Origin of the sequence: Butyrivibrio sp. NATIVEDY162, from assembly GCF_045999815.1 — a bacterium.
GTDB lineage: Bacteria > Bacillota > Clostridia > Lachnospirales > Lachnospiraceae > Butyrivibrio.
Window position 1 is genome coordinate 1,366,373 of the sequence record NZ_CP172573.1, and the last position, 21,011, is coordinate 1,387,383.

At 40.3% G+C, this 21,011-nt stretch carries 17 protein-coding genes and 1 tRNA gene; 6 read left to right on the plus strand and 12 right to left on the minus strand.

All coding sequences use genetic code 11. The annotated features are described in order from the left end of the window. The first annotated feature begins 131 nt into the window (after positions 1-131). Entirely contained in the window at positions 132-368 is a 237-nt protein-coding gene (locus ACHCNF_RS05570) for a helix-turn-helix domain-containing protein (protein WP_408071797.1), read from the plus strand. Positions 369-496: 128 nt separating this feature from the next. Here the strand turns inward: ACHCNF_RS05570 and ACHCNF_RS05575 are convergent, their stop codons facing one another. After that, the gene (locus tag ACHCNF_RS05575) at positions 497-679 is read right to left on the minus strand and encodes an RNA methyltransferase (protein ID WP_408071798.1); all 183 of its coding nucleotides are present in this window, start codon (positions 677-679) and stop codon (positions 497-499) included. Between the two features lie 190 nt (positions 680-869). Then, on the minus strand, positions 870-1,442 hold the full coding sequence (locus ACHCNF_RS05580) for a thymidine kinase (protein ID WP_408071799.1): 573 nt from the start codon (positions 1,440-1,442) through the stop codon (positions 870-872). Between the two features lie 207 nt (positions 1,443-1,649). Between ACHCNF_RS05580 and ACHCNF_RS05585 the strand changes: the two genes are divergently transcribed. Beyond that, entirely contained in the window at positions 1,650-2,336 is a 687-nt protein-coding gene (locus tag ACHCNF_RS05585) for a hypothetical protein (RefSeq protein ID WP_408071800.1), read from the plus strand. Positions 2,337-2,538: 202 nt separating this feature from the next. On the opposite strand, the gene ACHCNF_RS05590 is transcribed toward ACHCNF_RS05585, so the two are convergent. The 4 genes from ACHCNF_RS05590 to ACHCNF_RS05605 form a co-directional block, all read right to left on the minus strand. After that, the gene (locus ACHCNF_RS05590) at positions 2,539-3,285 is read right to left on the minus strand and encodes an alpha/beta hydrolase (RefSeq protein ID WP_408071801.1); all 747 of its coding nucleotides are present in this window, start codon (positions 3,283-3,285) and stop codon (positions 2,539-2,541) included. A gap of 74 nt (positions 3,286-3,359) precedes the next feature. Beyond that, the gene (locus tag ACHCNF_RS05595) at positions 3,360-3,899 is read right to left on the minus strand and encodes an NUDIX domain-containing protein (protein WP_408071802.1); all 540 of its coding nucleotides are present in this window, start codon (positions 3,897-3,899) and stop codon (positions 3,360-3,362) included. Positions 3,900-3,911: 12 nt separating this feature from the next. Then, positions 3,912-4,325, minus strand: a complete 414-nt coding sequence (locus ACHCNF_RS05600) for a DUF3237 family protein (RefSeq protein WP_408071803.1) — start codon at positions 4,323-4,325, stop codon at positions 3,912-3,914. Positions 4,326-4,514: 189 nt separating this feature from the next. After that, positions 4,515-10,502 carry a leucine-rich repeat protein gene (locus ACHCNF_RS05605; RefSeq protein ID WP_408071804.1) on the minus strand — a complete coding sequence of 1,996 codons (5,988 nt, stop codon included), beginning with the start codon at positions 10,500-10,502 and terminating at the stop codon, positions 4,515-4,517. Between the two features lie 558 nt (positions 10,503-11,060). On the opposite strand from ACHCNF_RS05605, the gene ACHCNF_RS05610 reads away from it, so the two are divergent. Beyond that, on the plus strand, positions 11,061-11,258 hold the full coding sequence (locus ACHCNF_RS05610; RefSeq protein ID WP_408071805.1) for a hypothetical protein: 198 nt from the start codon (positions 11,061-11,063) through the stop codon (positions 11,256-11,258). Between the two features lie 125 nt (positions 11,259-11,383). Here the strand turns inward: ACHCNF_RS05610 and ACHCNF_RS05615 are convergent. Next, positions 11,384-11,467 (minus strand) — tRNA-Leu (locus ACHCNF_RS05615). A 248-nt stretch (positions 11,468-11,715) separates the two neighbouring features. On the opposite strand from ACHCNF_RS05615, the gene ACHCNF_RS05620 reads away from it, so the two are divergent. Together ACHCNF_RS05620 and ACHCNF_RS05625 are read left to right on the plus strand one after the other, a co-directional pair. Then, positions 11,716-13,035: an IS30 family transposase gene (locus ACHCNF_RS05620; RefSeq protein WP_408070750.1), complete on the plus strand. Its 1,320-nt coding sequence runs from the start codon at positions 11,716-11,718 to the stop codon at positions 13,033-13,035. Positions 13,036-13,731: 696 nt separating this feature from the next. Beyond that, a complete protein-coding gene (locus ACHCNF_RS05625) occupies positions 13,732-15,129 on the plus strand; it encodes an MFS transporter (protein ID WP_408071806.1) in 1,398 nt (465 codons plus the stop codon). Positions 15,130-15,379: 250 nt separating this feature from the next. On the opposite strand, the gene ACHCNF_RS05630 is transcribed toward ACHCNF_RS05625, so the two are convergent. The 5 genes from ACHCNF_RS05630 to ACHCNF_RS05650 all read right to left on the minus strand — a co-directional run bounded on the left by ACHCNF_RS05630 (position 15,380) and on the right by ACHCNF_RS05650 (position 19,613). After that, a complete protein-coding gene (locus ACHCNF_RS05630; RefSeq protein WP_408071807.1) occupies positions 15,380-16,684 on the minus strand; it encodes a TldD/PmbA family protein in 1,305 nt (434 codons plus the stop codon). Next, the gene (locus ACHCNF_RS05635) at positions 16,684-18,069 is read right to left on the minus strand and encodes a TldD/PmbA family protein (protein ID WP_408071808.1); all 1,386 of its coding nucleotides are present in this window, start codon (positions 18,067-18,069) and stop codon (positions 16,684-16,686) included. The genes ACHCNF_RS05630 and ACHCNF_RS05635 overlap by 1 nt, the downstream gene beginning before the upstream one ends. Positions 18,070-18,415: 346 nt before the next feature. Continuing rightward, complete coding sequence (locus ACHCNF_RS05640; protein WP_408072199.1) at positions 18,416-19,135, minus strand: transposase; 720 nt, start codon at positions 19,133-19,135, stop codon at positions 18,416-18,418. Continuing rightward, positions 19,099-19,302, minus strand: a complete 204-nt coding sequence (locus ACHCNF_RS05645; RefSeq protein WP_408071809.1) for a hypothetical protein — start codon at positions 19,300-19,302, stop codon at positions 19,099-19,101. Before ACHCNF_RS05645 ends, ACHCNF_RS05640 begins: the two co-directional genes overlap by 37 nt. Before the next feature lie 179 nt (positions 19,303-19,481). Continuing rightward, positions 19,482-19,613, minus strand: coding sequence for a hypothetical protein (locus ACHCNF_RS05650; protein WP_408071810.1), 132 nt, complete (start codon positions 19,611-19,613; stop codon positions 19,482-19,484). Between the two features lie 206 nt (positions 19,614-19,819). Here ACHCNF_RS05650 and ACHCNF_RS05655 point away from each other — a divergent pair, with 206 nt between their 5' ends. Beyond that, positions 19,820-20,914, plus strand: coding sequence for a GGDEF domain-containing protein (locus tag ACHCNF_RS05655; protein WP_408071811.1), 1,095 nt, complete (start codon positions 19,820-19,822; stop codon positions 20,912-20,914). Positions 20,915-21,011: the final 97 nt, after the last annotated feature.

The window sequence follows — 21,011 nt, forward strand, 5'->3', positions numbered from 1 at the left end:
ATCATTCATTTATAAACTATTCATCCTTGCTTTTCTCGCCATTATCTCTATATCTATATTCAGTTTACTTTATAGATGTAATCTTATTTCTAAAACTTTGCTAATGTTTCTCTAAAAAGGAGATAAACACTTTGAATGTTGGAGACAGAATAAGACACTTTCGTGAGTTGAAAGGATATTCAGTAAATAAATTAGCAAACCTATGTGGTATTTCTCAAAGTTATTTAAGAGAGGTTGAGTTAAATAATAAGAATCCGACTGTTGAGATGCTCAGCATTATCTGTGAGCCATTAGAATTATCATTAGTTGAGTTTTTCAGTGAAGATACTAAATTAGATGCAGTATTTATGGATTCTCCGCTAATATGATCAATATATAAGCTTTCACCGGAGCAACGAGATAAATTGTCAATATTTATAAATTCGCTATTGTAGCTCTATAGAATAAAACCAGTAAAAAAGCATTCCAAAGATTATTCTCTGGAATGCTTTTATTATCATATCATCTTAAAATGCTTAAGTGCTTCCTCAATAGCCTTTTCCTTATCAGGCGAGCACTGAGGCTGCTTTCCGTCCGATTTTCCTGTCTGATTATAATTCTCATGCTCAATAATTCCGTGTTTTCTCTTTACCTGTGCAATATAGAGATTGGTTACGCTGAACTCGTAATTATTCTCCACCCATTCTCTGATCTTATAATAGGTGGCTTTTGCCAGCTCTGCATAAGTTCGATCACGGAAATCAAAGATTTCCTATCTCACTTATCTGCACTGGTAATCTTCAAGTCATTCATAGCCACTTCAACTTCAACATGATTCTTAGCTCCTTGAAGTTTGGACAATAAACATACCGTCTCCAGGGTAGTGCTTGTTATATTGTGAGTTTGCCCTTTTTAAAGTGTTTGCGGCAGAGAGCAATATAGCTTTCATTGCCACCCATGAAGACCTGCTCGCCGTCGCGGACAATTTTGCCGTTATAGATTCTGGCATTGCATGTTGCCTTTCTTCCGCACCAGCATACTGTCTTAACTTCCTCTATCTTGTCCGCAATTTCCATAAGGCGTGCTGACCCCGGGAAGAATTTTTCCTGGAAATCAGTTCTAAGTCCGTAGCAGATTACAGGCACTTTATCAAAGTCTACAATGTCAGATAGCATATCTACCTGCTCCGCTGTAAGAAACTGAGCCTCATCCACTATGATAGCATCATATTTTTCTATCATCTTGTGCTTTCTGTGATACTCATCAAAGAAATCCTCCACAAGCATACACTCAGCCTGAAGACCTATTCTGGATCTTATTATTGTCTCACCGTCTCTGTTCTCAAGTTTGGGCTTTAGAATAATTGAGTTTTTCCCTCTCTCATGATAGTTGTAATTAACCATAAGTGCATTGGCTGTCTTAGATGACCCCATTGCACCATATCTGAAATACAGTTGTGCCATATCTCCTCCTCAGCAAAGTATTTAATATGCTGTAAGCATCATAAAAAATTCTGCAACTTACAGATGAGTATCATTACACTCTGCCATCCATCTTATCACAAATTTAAGCCTTTTTTTAGAAAATTTAAAGACACTGTACACAGGTGGTACATATCAATATTTATAATAGAATAAAGGGGTTTCTTATTATCAAGGAGGGTATATATTATGAAAATCTTAAGATCATTTATGGCAGCATTTATGATAGTTTTGCTGTTTGGAAATACAGCACTTGCAGCAGAAAGTACCACTGAGAAGACAGCCGAAGCTGATAGTGCTGTAGAACAGGCCGGCGGAACCGCTACCTCTGACGTTATAGTTGTAGAAAACTGTTATGAATTTAAATCTTCATACGGATACAAATATTTTATTGCAGTATGTTCCAATAATTCTTCCGCAAAACTTGACGTTTCCTGGGATACAGTAAGCTTTGATGAAGGTGGCAGCATTCTGGAAACAGGTTCTTCCTACAATGCTTACGTAGAGCCGAATCAGAACTTTGTACTGTATGCTCTTTTCCTGAACTCCGAAGAGGCAGCAAATTATTCCTACACAATTCACTATGAAGAATCAAGCTATATCATGCCTGCTTGCAGCGATGTCAATCTTGAAGCTTCAGTATCAGGAAACGGAACGCTTACGCTTAAGGCTACTAACACAAGCGATACCGAGATCAGCACCATTCAGGCAGCTACATTGTTCTTCGATAAAGAAGGTACACTTGTTGGATTTGAGGATTCCTACATTGTAAACAACAATTACAACGTAGAAGCAGGTGAAACCATTGAAAAAGATGTCGCAATCCCTGAAGGCACTGACAACTACGAAACCTATTACACGGCATACAGGTGGTAATTTTTAAATTAAAGGATGGCTCCCACCGGAAGAATTTCTCATTTTCCGGTGCAGAGCCATCTTTTTTGTCATTTTATATGATGCCAGGGGTGAAAGTATCTTATGCCACTGACCAATGATACAAATTATTCCTCTTCTTCAAAACTCTCGTAATTCTAAAGCATTCGGAATCCGCTAATGTACTACTCAAATTGCCAATTCCTCATTTATTCAGCATCCCAGACATGAAGTCTTTGACAGCTCTGATCACAGCAGGAAGATCGTTGTCATAGCAGTGTGTATCGCCGGGGATGAGCTCCAACCTGCAGTTTTTGTAGAGCTTTGCTGCATCTATGGAATATTCTACCGGAACAGCTTCATCCTGATCACCATGTACGATAAGAACAGGCTTTTCATATTTTGCGGCAGCGTCCTCGATATGGAGAGTCTGTGCTACTCTGATATAATTGCCACTAAGCTCCCGTCCGTCCCATGATACAAGCTTGTCAGGAATATTCTCGGGATCAAAAGGCTGTCCAAGAAGATTTCCTTTTCTTGCGCCATCTAGTATTACAAGAGCAGGTGAAAGAGGAATAAGTGCCTTAATCTTCTCTTTCTCCATTGCAGCCAGAAGCATAGCTGTCAGGCCGCCCTGTGAATGTCCGCAAAGGTATATATCAGTAACAAAATCGAGTGTCTTTACATAGTCAATGGCAGCCATTCCGTTTGAAAGCCATTTATATAAAGTGTGGTTTTTAAATTCTCCTTCGCTGCTACCATGTCCATACATATCTATTCTAAGTGTAGCAAGGCCTAGTTCATTCATAGCCTCCTGCACTGCAACAATGTGCCTCTCTTCCATATGTCCGGTAAAGCCGTGAATAATAATACAGATCGGGCATTTTGCAGGATTTCCTGCAGGCATATCAAGTTTGATATTAAGTTTAATTCCGTCATCAACAATGTACATTTTAATCTCATATAATCCGGTCAATTCATAAAAACAGCCGGATAAGTCCTTTCTCCCGGATGTACCGGGCTATTTTACTTTGCAAAAAATATCATCGCATCCAGAAAAATCTCCTCATGATCAAATGCAAGATCCTTGAGAGTTAAGCTGATGTCACCGCTTTCAAGAAGATAGCTTCCGCTTTCATTTTTTATGGAAAACCATTTTGCATCTGCTGCGTCATCACCAGCCTTTGGCTTAATGTCATTTTCATTCACGCAGGCGAGATAAGCTACCGAAACCGTCCAATCTCTGGGATCTCTGCCGGGCTTACTGTACACTCCGACAAGCGCCAGCTCCTTAGTCGCCATCTTTATTCCTGTTTCTTCCTCAAGCTCTCTGGATGCCGTCTCCTCGATTCTTTCTCCGGCTTGTGAAAAACCGCCGGGCAGAGCCCATTTTCCAAGGCAGGGGTGATTTCCTCTCCTTATAAGAAGAATCTTATCTGCATTTTCTCCCTTTGCAACTACGCAAATGTCCGAAGTAAGTGAAGGTTTCTTCCATTTATCCGGATTGTAATTCTGTAAATATTCGGTCTCGGTGAGGCCATTTTTGTCTCTAAGTTCTTCGCTCATTTTTATACCTTCCTACTCTATATTATCGTTTTCCGTAAAAATATGAATCTTCACTCCACCCTCTATGCCTTCAATACTTCCGTACAAAGGAGCCGTTTCAAGAAACTCAAGTGCCTTGCTGTCAGTAATCACCATAGGCTTTGTAATGGAGTCAATTTCACCTTTGAAGCTGCCGTTATTCTCTATGAAAATCCTGCAGGCATTTCCTTTATAATCCGTTCCGTCGAGAATATATCTGGCAGAGAGAAGAACTCCTTCTTCCGGTTTTTCCTTCTGTGTATCCACACCTCCGGGAAGTATGGTCCCTTTAAAATATTCGGATGAAGCATCTCCATCAAACAGAATCATTCTGGCAGTTCCGGCTTTTCCCTTTACTTCATTTATAGCTGTTATCTTTACATCTATTGTCAAAACTTCTTTTCCCATACCGTAATCCTTTCATACATTCAGTTTGTTTTTGCTTTTTTTAATCATATCATCATTTTTCCCTTGTTCATTATAATCGAAAAATGTAAACACTACCTGACTTTTTTATGTATTTCATGAAAAGAATGTCGCTTATTTCCTCTAATATCAAAAAGACTCCCGGATTTTACTCCGAGAGCCTTTGAAAAATTATTTTACATATGCATTTGTCTGCTTCTGAATCTTTCTAATGATTTTTCTCTTAGCAGAACCCTTTACGCCTTTTACCTTAATAACTGATCCGTTACTAATTTTCTTAAATGCAGCGCTTTGTACGTTAAGCTTCTTATTAGCTTTTATCGTAATCTTTTTAAGCTTTTTGCACTTGAAGAATGCTTTTCTTCCAATCTTGGTCACGTTAGCACCGATTGAAAGTTTGCTAAGCTTTTTGTTGTTCTTGCAGGCATTTGGCATAATCTCAGTTACAGGATATGAAACTCCTTCAACTGTTACTATGTTGATTGTTCCCTTCTTCATCTTGCCGATTTTCAGAACCTTCGCATTGCCATCAATTCCGATGTAGTAAGTAATGCCCTTTACTGTAACCGTCATAGGAAGATGTGAGTTGTTCTCAGCATTTGCATCTGTAGCATTTGCCTGGTTATTGTTCTGAGAATCTGTCTCATCGCCGTTGTCTTTTGCATTCTGGCCTTTGTTCATAGAATCGTCATTGACGTTCTGGCCATCGTTTACCATGGTACCTTCTTCACCATTCTGGTTGTCGGCATTTTCCTGACTACTTCCAGTCTCAGTATTTGTAGGTGCAGGAATCTCATCAAGGTTTTCACCGCTGTTGCCACCAGCTGTAGAACCGTTGTCATCATCATCAACATCATCTGTGCCATGAGTTCCATGATTAGTATCAGGTGTAGGAACCGGATCCGGTGTTGATGCACCCTGGCCGGGTGTTGCGGTTCCCTGACCGGGTGTTGTTCCCTGGCCCGATGTTGTTCCCTGGCCCGGTGTTGTTGTTCCCTGGCCTGGGGTTGTTGTTTCCTCACCAGGTGTTGCTGTTCCCTGGCCCGGTGTTGCCTCTCCCTGGCCCGGTGTTGCTGTTCCCTGGCCGGGTGTTGTTCCCTGGCCCGGTGTTGTTCCCTGGCCCGGTGTTGCTGTTCCCTGGCCCGGTGTTGTTCCCTGGCTGGGTGTTGTTGTTCCCTGGCCGGGTGTTATTTCCTCGCCGGGTGTTGTCTGTCCAGGATTTGTTTCCGGCTTAGTTTTATTTATCTGTTCAAGATCATCCTTTGCTTTAGCAAGGTCTTCCTTTGCTTTAGCAAGGTCTTCCTTTGCGCCAGCAAGCTCTGCGACTTCTCCGTTACTCTCAGCTGTTTCAATAGCTGTGTTTGCTTCATTTATAAGCTCCTCAGCATTTTTTATGTTCGCATCTGAAGAATCATTTTTTGCAGTTTCAACTGCGCCTACTGCTTTGTTTACTGCTTCTTTTGCTTTTGCTATTGCAACATTCTGTCTTGCATCATCAAGATTGTGGTTAGTACCATCACTATCTGCTGCTTGTATTGCGTCTTCTGCTGCCTTGATATTCTCAGCTGTAGGGTCAGATACTGCTTTCTCTGCTGCTTCCTCTGCTGCTTTTTTGGCCGCTTCGGTTTCGGCCTGCTTCTGGACATCTGATTTTAATTTATTAAGCTCTATTTGTGCGTTCGCAAGCCTATTACTCTCAGCCTCAAGCTCAGCATTTTCTTCTCCTGCTATTTTCTTGGCAGCTTCAATTGCTGTGCCTGCTTTAGTTATAAGATTCTCAGCATCTGCTATTTTTGAGGAATCATTTTTTGCAGTTCCAACTGCTTCTACTGCTTTGTTTACTGCTTCTTTTGCTTTTGCTATTGCAACATTCTGTCTTGCATCATCAAGATCGTGGTTAGTACCATCACTATCTGCTGCCTTTATTGCGTCTTCTGCTGCCTTGATATTCTCAGCTGTAGGGTCAGATACTGCTTTCTCTGCTGCGCTTTTTGCTGCATCAGTTGCTGCCTGCTTCTGGATATTTAATTTCAATGCATCAAGCTCTTTTGATGCTTTATCAAGCCTTTCACTTTCAGTCTTAAGCTCAGCATTATCTGCTCCTGCTATTTGCATGGCAGTTTCAATTGCTGCGCCTGCTTTAGTTATAAGATTCTCAGCATCTGCTATTTTTGAAGAATCATTTTTTGCAGTTCCAACTGCGCCTACTGCTTTGTTTACTGCTTCTTTTGCTTTTGCTATTGCAACATTCTGTCTCGCATCATCAAGATCGTGGTTAGTACCGTCACTATCTGCTGCCTTTATTGCGTCTTCTGCTGCCTTGATATTCTCAGCTGTAGGGTCAGATACTGCTTTCTCTGCTGCATTATTTGCTGCTGCAATTGCATCTGCCTTGGTCTTTGCATCCTCTGCAGTTTTTATATCATCAGTCGCAGCCTTGAGCTCTTCATCTGTTGCTCCGGCATCTTTTGCTGTCTTTACTGCTGCGTTTGCTGCATCGATCTTTTCCTGTGTAGGGTCATCTTCTGCTTCCTGCGCAGCCTTCTCTGCTGCCGCAATTGCATCTGCCTTGGTCTTTGCTGCCTCAGCTTTTCCTATATTTTCAGTCGCAGTCTTAAGATCATCATCTGTTGCTCCGGCCGCTTTTGCTTTTTCTACTGCTGCGTTTGCCGCATCAATCTTTTCCTGTGTAGGATCTTTTACTGCTTCCTGCGCTGCTTTCTCTGCTGCTGCAATTGCATCTGCCTTAGCCTTTACTGCTTCAAAGACTTTTTCTGCTTCAGCTATTTTTCCTCTTGCATATTCAAGGTTTGAACTATTTGCGCCTTTGCCAACTGCATCTGATAAAGCTTGTTTAGCATCACGAATAGTACCTTCACCAGGAGTTTCTACTGCTTTATCTGCTTTTGCATTTGCATTCTGTATTGCTGTAGCTTTCTCAACATTTGCATTTGCAGTTGACAGATCATTTTCAGATGCTCCATGGTTATTTATAGCATTGTTTATAGCATCATTAGCTTTTTGTATATTCTCATTTGAAGGGTTACCTACAGCAAATACTGCAGCATCATTTGCTGCTATAATTGCTTTCGTTTTTTCGTCTTCTTTTGCTTTATTTTCTTTAAAAGCTTTAATAGTACTCTGTGCATTTCCAGCTATTGTTGTAGCATCCTCTACTGTTTTGGTGATAGTAATAATGTCATCTAAAATGTCATTAACATATTGAATACTTCCATCATTGCCTTTGCTCTCTACAAGTTCTTTTGCTTCATTTGCCAACTCACTTGCAGTAGCAACAGCATCCGATGCTACTTTTGCTTTTTCAATCGCATCTTCTGCTGCCTTTACTGCTGCATTTATATCTTCTTCTCTTGAAGAAGATGAAAGATTGGCAGCCTTATTCATTGCATCATAAGCAAGATCATATGCCTCACTTGCAAGTTTATCAGCAGCTTGTTTTGCATCATCTGCTTCTGTCACTTTCGCATTCAATTCTTTTGTTGCTTCAGCTGCCGCTGTATTTGTAACACTTGAAGCTGTCTCTGCAAGATTCATCACAGCGTTTAAAGTTTCCTGAATAGTTGTGACAGAAAGACTATTTGCACTGTCTACAGCACCATTTGCACGAGTACTTATAGCTGCGGCAATATCCTGAAGGCTCTTAGTTACATCTTCAAGATCCTTAGCATCTGTTTTACTTGATAAATCAACTGCTTTTTGGGCCAGTTCTTTGGCATTACTTGCAGCTTCTTTTACTTCATTTATTGCATTTGTAGCATCACTTATCTTATTATATGCCTCTGTAATCTTTTCATTAGCTGTTGAAATCTTTTCATTGGCTGTTGTTATTGAAGTATTGTCCTTATTCTGTGAAGCCGTATTGGCAGCTGTATTTGCTTCTTCTGCTGCTGTATTTGCTTCACCCACTGCTTTTTCTGCTTCATAAATAGGTGAGGTTACCGTTTCTAAGAGCTTCTCAGCTTTCTCTGTTGCCTCTTTTGCAGCAGTTATTGCTTCCCTTGCTGCCTTCTCATCAGCTAATTTCTGAGCTGCTTCTGCAGCTTTTTTTGCATCAGCATTCTTTATAGCTGTTTCCACAACTGATTTTGTCGCATTGGCTGCTGTTTTAGCCTCGTCAGCCTTACTACCTGCATTATTTGCTGCCTCTTTAGCACCATCAACTTTAGTAGACTCTGCTGTCTGATCAACTACATTTACAGTATCATCAGCAAGTTTTTTTCCGTTTATTGCAATCCCTGATACTTTCTCTGCTTCATCAGCTGCATTGTTAGCTGCTGTAATTTTTTCAGTAGTAACCTCTTCATTCTCTCCAAATAGTCCAGCCGCAGCATTTGCCACAGATGCAGCATATTCAGCAAGATTTGCTGAAGCATTAGCTACTCTCGTTGCTATTGCAGTTGCTTTGTCAGAATAGTCCTTTGCATTTTCGCTACCTGCATTTATTATCTCTTCAGCAGATGCTGTTGCTTTATTTGAAGACTCAATTGCTGCATTGACTTTTTCTTCTGCTGCCTTGATTGCTTTTACAGCATTATTAATATTTTCAGGACTAGGTGTAGTTTTAGCTGCCTCTACAGCTGATTTGACTGAATTAACTGCCTCTTCTGCCGTATTTGCAGAACTTTCTGCATTGCTAATCGTATTATCAAATTCTGTTTTCTTAGCTTCTAAAAGATTATTTATACTGTTTAAAGCCTCGGTTACTTTTTTTGTGCCATTTGACTCAGATCTACTTTTTGCACTTTCAGCCTTATCGAGAGCTTTACTAGCTCTATTTATTAATTTCGAATCTTTTGTTTTTTCTGCAGCTATTTTTGCTTCATTACCTTTCGTTATTGCACCTTCAGCATACTTAACAGCCTCAGCTGTAGAAACTGATAATTCTTCTAATCTCTTTTTAGCATCTACTAATTCTTTATATGGAGAAGAACTGTTTAAATCACTTTTATATCCACTTGCTGCAGTGCCATCAGCTTTTGCCGATGCAGCAAGTTCTTCAGCTGTTTTTACAATTTGCTCTGCTACATTAACTTTTTCCTCAGCATCCTTTAAAAGGGCATCCTGATCCTGAGTAGTGCCACCCTGCTCTGTAGTTCCCGGATTATCGTTATTACCTCCCTGCTGAGTATCGCCTTGATTCCCACCTGAATTTTTTGATTCAAGGTCTTTTCTCATTATATCCACAAGGGCTACAGCCCCGTTGTAAATCCTTTCTGCTTCATCTGCGGATTTTTTAGTATTAGCTTGAAATACTTTCACCCAATCATAGCAATTTTTAATATATGCATCATTGTATTTTTTATAAATATTTTCCAACTCATTTACATATGTAGGCATATAATTATAAACATCTCTTGACTCATTCTTTGCTGCCAGAGCTATTTGAAGCTGGAGGTTAGCCTTCTCTAATGATTCGTTAGTGACAGTATCCATCATTAGTTTCTGAATTGTCTTATATGCAGACTCTCCATAGTTATACAATTCTTGCGCACTTGCTGAATAATCAGATGCGTTTTTGTACTCTTGATATGCTTTAGCTCTAGCATTCAAAAGATTTTGATCTACCTGTGGTGCCTGCTGTTCCTTAGCCTTCATCTGAATCTTGATATTCTTTATGGAAATAACACAACCATTTTTTCCCATAAATCCAATTTTGCTGAATGTATAATTTTGCTTTTTAGGCTTAACAGTAATTAAACTTGTTGTTGTATTTCGCTGCTGATCAGGAAAGTCTTCATTACTGCTTTCGTAATATGTATTTAAATAGCTGTACAATCTAACATATACGGGAGTTGTCTGCCAAAACGCTTCTATAGTAATACTTTCTACATCATTAACATCAATATCCCTGCCAAGTTCAAATACATACTCATCCCATTTATCTCCCGCTTGGGTCATAAATTGTCCGTACTCAAATCTCGTCTGCATTACCTGACCATTTCGATCAAGACCGCCCTTCCATATAGTACCTATTTTACCCTGCGGAAGGTTCCATCTATTGTACATACGTATATTTTCATAATAGTATGATTCCCCATTTGCTGCCTCTGCGCTAATAGGATTTACGCCTATCATTCCTATCATTAAAGCGATAGAAAGCACAAATGCGATTATTCTGCTCCTCTTCCCACTCATCATTACTTTACTTCCTTTTATCAAATCATATTTAACGGATACCATAACAATAATATTCGTTTCCATGATTAGTTTCAACTATTTTAATTAAAATCATCACTTTGAACAAATATCAAAGAAATCTAAAATAATTCATGCGCTTTTTAACTAAATGTTTAAACTCATATGAATAAATTGCGTGAGACGTGTTTTTACCAATTGTACGCAAATTATTAAAGCATAATTGTAATATCCCGCTATAACGGTTAAGTAATTTCCTCCCGGAAGCCAATTTGAGATGTAGAATCGACACCATTTAGAGATAGCGTAACCCGGATCAAGAACAGCAAGAGCTGCCGTCTAATTTTTCTCGTGAAAAACAGTAGTGTACTGCAAAAGCAAGAACTACCCTGGAAAAGAGAAAAATGAAAAAACCAGTGTACTGCAAAAGCAAATACTACTCTGGATAAGAGAAAAAGTGTAAAACCAGTGTACTGCAAAAACAAATACTGCCCTGTAAAAGAGAAAAAGTGAAAAAACCAGTGCACAGCAAAAACAAGAACTACCCTGGAAAAGAGAAAAGTGAAAAGACCAGTGTACTGCAAAAGCAAATACTACCCTGGAAAAGAGAAAAATGAAAAAAACCAGTGTACTGCAAAAGCAAATACTACCCTGGAAAAGAGAAAAGTGAAAAAACCAGTGTACTGCAAAAACAAATACTACCCTGGAAAAGAGAAAAGTGAAAAAAACAGTGTACTGCAAAAACAAATACTACCCTGAAAAAGAGAAAAAGTGAAAAAACAGTGTACTGCAAAAGCAAATACTACCCTGGAAAAGAGAAAAAGTGAAAAAACAAGGTAGCAAAAAGAACCGGTTCATACGAACCGGTTCTTTTTGTTATCCAGTGCGGAAGAAGGGACTTGAACCCTCACGATGTAACCATCACAAGATCCTTAGTCTTGCTCGTCTGCCAATTCCGACACTTCCGCATTCAGTTGTGTTCCGCTGTCTGTCAGCGACAACTTCTATATAATAACAAATTCTCAGAATAAGTCAACACCTTTTTTCAAAAATCGTTAAAAAATTTATATTTAGTAACTTGTAAAACTAAATTCCACCCCTTTAACACACGACATGGAACTTACTAATTCCAAACTCGGGTATGGAATTTACTAATTCTTATTGATATCATCCATAGGTTCATCCACATATGCTCTCCGGCATTAAGGAGGAACTTATGGAATCCACTAATAAGAACAAGCATCTTGATTTAGACAAGCGTTATGAAATCCAGCATGGTTTGGATGACTCTCTCAGCTTTAAAGCCATTGGAGCTGCGATAGGAAAAGACTGTACCACTATTTCAAAAGAAGTCAGAGCACATATAATATATGAAAAGAAGGGCGCTCCTTATCGACCTTTCAATGACTGCGCCAACAGAACACACTGCACTCACTATGGGGATGCCTGTGACGAGTGTACCAGGAAAAACAAAAAGAACTGCAGAAGCTGTGGATCATGCATACCTGCATGTCCGGATTATGAGAAGGAACTCTGTCCTCTTCATACAAAGCCTCCATATGTATGCAACGGATGCAGCGTGAGAAACACATGCACCCTTGAGAAGCATCTTTATAATGCACGCTATGCGCAGAAAGAGTACGAAGACTTAAGGAGTGAATCCCGATCCGGCTTCAACCTCACAGAGAAGGAACTTAAGCAGCTCAATTCAGTTGTAAGTCCCCTCCTTATGAATGGGCAGTCAATACACCACATCCTCACTAACAATCCTGACAAGATACTCCGCTGCGAAAAGACCATTTACACATATGTGGACAACGGACTCTTTGATGGCAGGAACGTTGATATGCCAAGAAAAGTCCGCTTCAGAGTAAGAAAGAACAAATCTGTTCCACTGAAAGTTGATAAGGCATGCCGAAAGGGGCGTACCTACGATGATTACTTAAAATATCGTGAGGAGCATCCGGAACTTCCTGTGGTGGAACTCGATTCAGTTGAAGGCATTAAGGGCGGCGCCGTTCTCCTGACAATACACTTTGTTCTACAGAAGTTCCAGCTTGCTTTTCTTAGACCGGCAAATGACTCACAATCGGTTATAGACATCTTCAATGATATATATGACCTTTTAGGAAAAAAGCTTTTCATGAAACTCTTCCCTATCCTTTTATGTGATAACGGAACAGAATTTTCTAATCCTGAAGCACTCGAATACAGTTCTGATGGCGAGCTGCGCTCAAGAGTATTCTACTGCAATCCATCAGCTCCAAACGAAAAAGGAGCTTGTGAGAACAACCATGAATTTATAAGAAGAGTCATTCCAAAAGGAAAAGACATTGGGAAGTATACTCAGGAACAGATTGACCTGATGATGAATCACATCAACTCCTATAGCCGTCCCGAGCTGGGAAACAAACCACCCTATGCAATGCTCTCATTCATCTATGGCAAGAAGGTATTAAAGCTTTTTAGATTTGAAATCATAAAGCCTAATGACATTATTCTAAAACCTTCACTGCTCAAAAAGAATAATTCATAATGGAGCGGGAACGGAGTCAAGGGACAGTACGCTGGGCGCCTGCGCCCGGGCAGCCCTTGACGCAGTGACACGGATTATCCTGAACTAACAGACAGCAAGCATGCTTGCTGTCCTGCTTCCGGCGAGGACGGGTCTGGGCAGAGCCCAGTTAAAGGGTCAAGGGACTAGTCCCTTGCAGGTTCTTAGGGCGGAGCCCTGAGCCTCCGGAGGACGTTAATCATGTCTCAGCCTGTATTTTGATCATTAACTATTAAATTCCGAGGTTTCTGCGGAGCAGAAACTTCCATTTCATAATAAAAAAGCCGGAGTTCTGCGTAGTTGGATGACTTTCATACCTACTTCTCTTAGGGGTGGAATTCACTAACTCTTAACAGGACAACGTGAACTCGACTTCTGATTGTCATACGCATTTTTCCGACTTTTGTGCTATTATAGCCGTAAATGTGGATAAAATCCATCATTTTTGTAAAAAGAAAACTCCACCCCGTGGAATTTACTCCTACAAGGTGGAAGTTACTCTTACAAAGTGGAATTAACTATTACAAGTCACCAAAATTTATATTTATTCTTTTATCCGATAATACAAGCTTTTTATCCAAAATTCGCCCCGATTATTTGTGAATTAATCCCACTAATCATGGGAACTAAATGTAGTATAATAGTTTCTATCGAAACACTCGGGAGGATTTTTTATTTATGAAAGAGTTAAAACCAATTACCAACAAACTCCTGTGGATCTTCGCACTTGGTCAGTTCGGCTGGAGTCTTCTGTCCGGAATTGTGTCAAACTGGATGGTCTACTACTACACAGGTATTCCAAGTGAGCAGAACCCTAACACAGGACTTTTTGCATCAGGAATCACACAATCACCTATTTTATTCAAGTTAACGCTTTTTGGTCTGGTACTTGCAGCAGGACGAATCTTTGATGCCATAACAGATCCCCTTATTGCAGGCTGGTCTGACAGAAGCGACTATAAGGGAGGAAGACGTATCCCTTTCATGCGCGCTATGGCAGTTCCGTTTTCACTTTGTACTATAGCTCTCTTTGTGCTTCCTCAGACAGGCAGCATTGGACTTAATGACACAGTGCTTTTCATTCTGCTTATGGTGTTCTACCTGTTTATGACAATGTTCTGCACACCTTACAATGCTCTTATTGCAGAACTCGGTGATACACAGCAGCACAGAATAAATGTATCAACCTTCATATCATTTACATTTATTCTCGGTCAGAGTATCTCCTTCCTTCTTCCTAACGTGGCAGGAGCCCTTGAGGGAATGGTTGGTCAGAAAAACTCAATCCGTTTTTCAGTTGCCATAATGTCCGCTATTGCTTGCATTACAATGCTTATACCCGCTTTCTATATAAAGGAGCGCGATTACATTGATTCAAAGCCCAGTGAAACAAAGCCCTTTAAATCACTTGCAAAAACATTCTCAAACGGACAGTTCAGACGCTTTGTCTACAGTGATGTTATTTACTTCTTCGCACTTACTTTATTCCAGACGGGTCTTGCATTCTATGAGACTCAGCTTATGGAAATCGAGGACACCTGGACTTTCCTTTTGACAGCAACAATGACAGCTATCAGTGTTATGCTTTACCCTGTAGTAAATATTCTGGCTAAGAGAATGGGTAAAAAGCCCCTCATCATCACAGGCTTTTTCTCCTACTGCCTGGTATTCGGAATCACAACAATGTGTGGCAAGGGTCTTCACTGGGGCTTCATTATAGCAGTTGCTGCTGCAGTTCCCATGGCCATCCTTGGAATTCTGCCTCAGGCCTGCGTTGCGGATGTAGCTGAAGTAACACGTCTTGAGACCGGCGAGGACAGAAGCGGAATGTTCTTTGCAGCAAGAACCTTCGCCTTTAAGATGGGACAGGCTATCGCACTTGTGACATTTACATCGATCACAGCTTCACAGACAAAGCAGAGCTACAGAGTTACAGCGCTTATCGCATTTATCACCTGTTTCATAGGTGCAGTTATTTTCTTTACTTATAAGGAAAAAATGATACTTGAAAGAATCAGAGATTTAAAGGTTGGTCCAAGAAGAGCAACAAATCTCTCTGACAAGCTAAAAGCATAAATCTGCAAACACTTTTGCATAGTCAATAACATAAAAGGTTAGAACAAAGAGTCGCTCGCGACTCTTTGCGCGCTGGTGCGCGCAAGCTTTAGCTTGCAAAATTCATCTGCGCACCAGTCGCATCCTTAGCGGAGCGTTTTTGTATCATAGGAAAGCATTTTCCTATGATATAAAAAATCATCCCGGTCAGTAGATTTCTGATCGGGATTTTCTTTCTTATCAATAAATTCTCTTATCAGTATAAAAAAGTTCACTCAGTTTTTCCTGAGATAGTAACTCCTTCGCACTGAATGTACGGAACCACCATCATGCCGTTACAAAGCTGTTCTGTAGATACAGCCTTAACACGGTTAAACATGTCGAACAGATTGGTGCTTATCATTGTCTCTATAACAGCGCCTTTTATCTCGCCATTTTCCACATAGAAACTGTTCTTGGCAACGCCTGAAATCTCACCGTTTGGTCCAGGCATTCCGCAGGAAACAGAGCCGACGATAAGTCCCTTTTTCACAGATTTGACCATATCCTCATATGAGACATCACCCGCCTCAATTACAAGATCCACAGATGAATTGGCTGCCCTGTTAACCTTGCACTTGTTTGCTGCATAAAGGGAAGTAGCAAAGCACTTCAGCTCACCCTTTTCAATAAGTGTGTAGTCCTCTGACCTGAAACCGTCCTGGGTGTGTACTTCATTAACAATTATCCGCTTATCCCAGGGGTTAGAGCTGATGGTTAACTTATCCGATACCACACGCTCTCCCACTTTATCACGCCACACGCTGGTGCCACCAATGATTGCAGAATCGATTACGGTATTGCCAAATGTGTAAAATAGCATCTGAGACACACAGGCAGGAGTAAAGATAATCTCTCCAGTAAACTTCTCCTGAAGGCTAATGGGGCTCAAAGAATTTTCAGCATCAGACAGATCTTTCTCAATACTGCCAAGAGTAATAAGCTCTTTATCAAGATTGTCAAAAACAACACTTGTGCCACTTATTCCTGTGGTCTCGTCTCCATCAGATCCCGCAAACTCTACCATTATTGAATAATAGCCTGCTTCAGTCTCATCCAGGGTTCCATTTGTGTTTCTGAAAGTAGAATAACTTTTTACATATTTTGCGCAGATTTCCATAACCTTGATTTTCTTATGTTTCTCTGCAATAGCTTTTGAAAGTTCCTCGATTCTCTCCATGAATTTATCGATGTCAGGCTCTAAAACACCCATCTTAAATTCCTGAGGCTCCATTCCGGGCGCTATATCAAAGTTCTCGTCTTCATCGCCTGCTTCTGCGGATACAAGTGCATCATCTATAGCTTTTTTCACATCTTCCTCTGTGCACTTATTTATACTGCCAAGTCCGCGCTTGTTGTTTCTGATTACTTTTACCGAAACATCCTGATCAAACAGGGTTCTGAAAAGTGTAAACTTTCCATCCTTCATCGTGATCTCATTGGTTTCAGTTTCGGATATAGTAAAATCAGCCTTAAGGCCGTCTATGCCTTTTACGTATTCATATGTCTTGTCTGCAATATCCCTAATGTTAGCCATTATCTACCTCCGATAGTAATCTTGCACTTGATTGCAGGGCCGCCCATTGAAACCGGCATAGCCTGCTTTTTCCCACAGGTTCCCGAAGGACTCCAGGTGACAGTATCAGAAACCATGTCCACTGTTTTAAGCATGTCGAAAGCCACACCTGATACTGTAGTGTCAAGAATTGCTTTTCCAAGTTTACCGTTTTTAATCTCATAGCCCATTGTTATTCCAAACATGAACTCGCCTGTAAGATCTGCCTGGCCATTACCGGTCTGAAGCAGGTAGTAGCCGTCATCAACAGAGGCTATCATGTCTTCAAGCTTATCTTTGCCGGGAAGTACACAAGTATTCCTCATTCTGATAAGCGGCTCATCTGAAAAAGCATAACCTCTGGCATTTCCACAGGGCTCTACTCCATAAAGTGCTGCACTCTCCCGGTCATGCATGTAGCCTTTGAGCACGCCGTTTTCTACAAGAATCGCATCCTTAGCAGGTATACCCTCGTCGTCTATGTATACAGGGAGTGGTGCCTTCTCGCCAAAAGCTGTGTGTGCAAAGTCTGTTATGCTGATAAGCTCAGATGCAACCATTTTTCCAAGGTTAGGTCCTGCCACTGAGCCTCCCTGAACAAGATCCGCCTCAACAGTATGACCTACTGCCTCGTGGGCAATCATGCCTGCTACGTCAGGATGAAGGATAACTGTTTTTACACCTGCACTTGCATATACGCCCTCTGCCTTCTCCCGAAGCTGTTTATATAATTTGTCAATTTTTTCATATATAGATGTGAGGTCTGCGAAGTTATCCTCTATATGACCGAATCCGCCAAATGAATCTGCCACTTCAACAGGCTGTCCCTCTGCTGTATTTATGTTAAGCGCAACATAAATATTACACCTTGGGTAAGATACGTGACCATCAGCTGCATCAGATGTCACAATTATCTTCTCCATGGTATCTTCTCTGTAAGCAACGGTTCTGCTCAGAAGATCAGTATATTTTCCCTCTATATAGGCATCAATTTCCTTGCAGATATCCACAAGTCTTTTCTGCTCAAAGTCAATTATCATTCTGGGAGATGTGATGATCTGCGGAGCTATTCCGGGATATGCATTTTTCTTCTCCGAATTGTATTTGTCGAGGTATCCGGCGTTCTTGGTAGCCGCCTCTATTGTTCTTCTTGCTGCTTCCTCAGAATATTCCGAAGTTGAAGCAAAACCATAAGCCCCATTTAAATATGCTCTTGCACAAATCCCACTCTCTTCAGATCTGGCATTTGCAACAAGATTGCCATTTTGAATGACTATTCTGCGGAATCTGCTCTCCTGGCCTCTAAGTACAGTCTGCATACCGGCATCAAAATAGCTCTTTTGTTTCGTCAAGATGTCTTCAAGCATGTGATTTCCTCCTGGTTTTTGGTGTTGAGGTGCGGGGAAAACAGTATTTACCCAACTCAATTAAATTGCATGCCCCAGCACACATATATCATTGTATATATAAATTAGCTAAAATCAAAGCATTTTTCAGAATATTTTGAATTATCTTTTCAGGAAATGCGGGAGTGTTTTTATAAAAAAAGCTGCCCGGTTTTTTCCCAATGTCATTAAGTTAGCATTGTAACATGAGGGAAAAGTTTTAAAGAGGATGTTGGAATTGTTCCAGCATCCTCTTTTTCCATGGTTATTTACACAACAAATAGACGGATGGAAATCCGCCTGCTGAGCATGTGTAAAATCTATAGCTTTATGCTACTCTATATAGGAAACCTCTGAAGATTCTTGCAGACTGGTATCTATCTCGATGCCGATCTGGTCTAATGGGTACAAGATTTCTTGATATGATGGTTTCCAAATCAGGTGGCGATGTAATACCGCGGTAAAATTTTCTGCACATGTGAGCTGCAACCGAGAAGTTAGCTCTGTATATATATTTTCTTTGCTTTTTCTTAATGACTACGTGCGAGGTAATCATTTCTGCAAAGTTATACATTGTGAGATGTGCATAGATTTCTTGCTGTATGCATTCCACCTTTTTTGAATGAAAATCAAGCATTCCCATGGTGTATTTCAAATCCCTGAAAGATGTTTCAATTCCCCATCTTGAAGCATAGAGTTTCTTTATTTCCCCAGGAGGATATTTTTTGGAAGGAAGATTGGTTATGATTGTTTCGTAGGTATCTTCCGACAGAGGAAATCTCACGATTCTGAATGATAGCTTGTAAAAACTTGTCGGTTCCGATTTCCTGTTTTTTATTGGGAGATAATCAAAAACTTTAGTTGTAGATATAAACTTATAGTGATTTTTATCTTTTAATAGTTCCTTAACCTCATTTGTCTGTTTTCTAGTTAGATTCAATTCAATATTCACATCATAGGAACTGGCATCTGGTAATATTAACCCTTGTTTTATACCGGTGGGGCCATCTTTTATTCTGAAAAGAAAGTACCATCCTTTTTCCTGGATGTGAGACTCCCACTTCCCATGCCAATAATTCCAGCAATAATTTTTTCCATAGTTAGCTTCCTTTTTCTTGAAAAGTTCTTCTCGGAATCGACACAGAATGACTTGGCATTAGCTGAAACTAGCTTTATTTGTGCAACCAATAGATTCTTTACTTGTTTTGGGTTCATGTGCACCTCCTTGAAATTGAGAATTATGCTTACAATTTCAAGGGCCGCTTTCGCTACCTCTAAATATAATCAGTAGCGAAAGCGGCCGCACTTTTCAGCCCTACTGTCAACTGTTTTTTCAGAAAAAAAGACCCCTATACCATTTCTGGTATAAGAGTCTTATTGTCGTCGCCCTTAACTTAATGACATTGCACCTCCGGGGTGTGGTCCTTTAGTGCATTGAAAAAGGGCAGTACTCTGGGGTGCTCCTCCTTGAAAACATTGAATTTTTGCTGAAGTTCCATGATTGCCATGGGATTTATATTTGGCATGTTCTTATCTCCTTTAATTATTCATGAATATATATATTACACCATTTTGGTGATTTCGCAATTGCTCTGTTATGGATAGACAGAATTAAAAATGCAGCCTGCAGGTCACAATTTTAAGTGTAACTTTAGTCCGATTTAATAGGCATTTTATATATTTGTTGGATAATTAAAGCAGGTTTAGTATGACCCGCGAGGAGAAATGACATATGTTGGAGTGGCTCGAGTTTTCCGATATTATTGGCATCTTAATAGTCGTGTATGTCTGCGTGCTTACCTTGAATAATTCTTACCTTCGTAAGGATATCAGGGTAGGTATAATCTGTACGGGCATTGCACTGGCTATTTTGTATATATTAGATATGGCCTGGTATGCGTGCATTTATTTTCTCCCGAAGTCAAGTAACACAGACTTTATCTTGAATGTGATAACTTGTATAGTGTATCTGATGATCCCGGTTGCTCTCAGTTCGTTTTTCATAGTTTACACTCTGAGAAAGCGGACTTTCAGGAATAATCTCGCTCTTGTCTTCATCTTTGCCCTGATCATCGCAGATATAGTAAATATCTTTTATCCGGTTTTCTTCTATCACAAAGATTCATATATGTATTACGTTCCCTTGGGGCTTGTAATGCATGCTATCTGCTATGCAGCTTTTGTTATTTTGTTGTGGGACATGATAAGAAGCAGATTCTTCGATTATGAGGATTTGTTCCTGGCTACATTTGTGGCACTGACCATGCTTATCGGATTTTTTGCATCCTGGATCAACTATGACCTGAAAACGCTATGGGTAAGTCTCGGGATATCATACCTGCTGATGTATCTGACGCTTTCTGCTCTGTTCAACAAGGTGGATGTTATCACGGAGCTACCCAACAGAAATGCCTATGAAAAGACTTTGTCCCGCATCAAAGATAATTACAGATCAATTGTTTTGATCGATCTTAACGACCTGAAAAAATTTAACGACACCATGGGACACAAGGTGGGAGATCAGTACATTTATGCGACCGCCAGGACTTTGTATGATGCATTCAAAGGAATGGGGATGTTATATCGCATAGGAGGCGATGAATTTGTCCTTATTTCCAAATGCAGCAAGCCGGTGCTTAAAGGCACAGTTGAAAGCGTACTCCATAAGGGAAAATGCGACGAAAAATATGGTGATTTCAAGATAGATTTTGCCTATGGTATAGCAGAGCGCCTTGCCGGCGACAAAGTGGGAGATGTGATCGGCAAAGCGGACAAACTCATGTATGAGAATAAAAAAATATTAAAGCAGGGAACGCCGGCTAGCTAAAAAACCACCAACTTATTACGGTCAATGTCATTAAGTTAGCATTGTAACATGAGGGAAAAGTTTTAAAGAGGATGTTGGAATTGTTCCAGCATCCTCT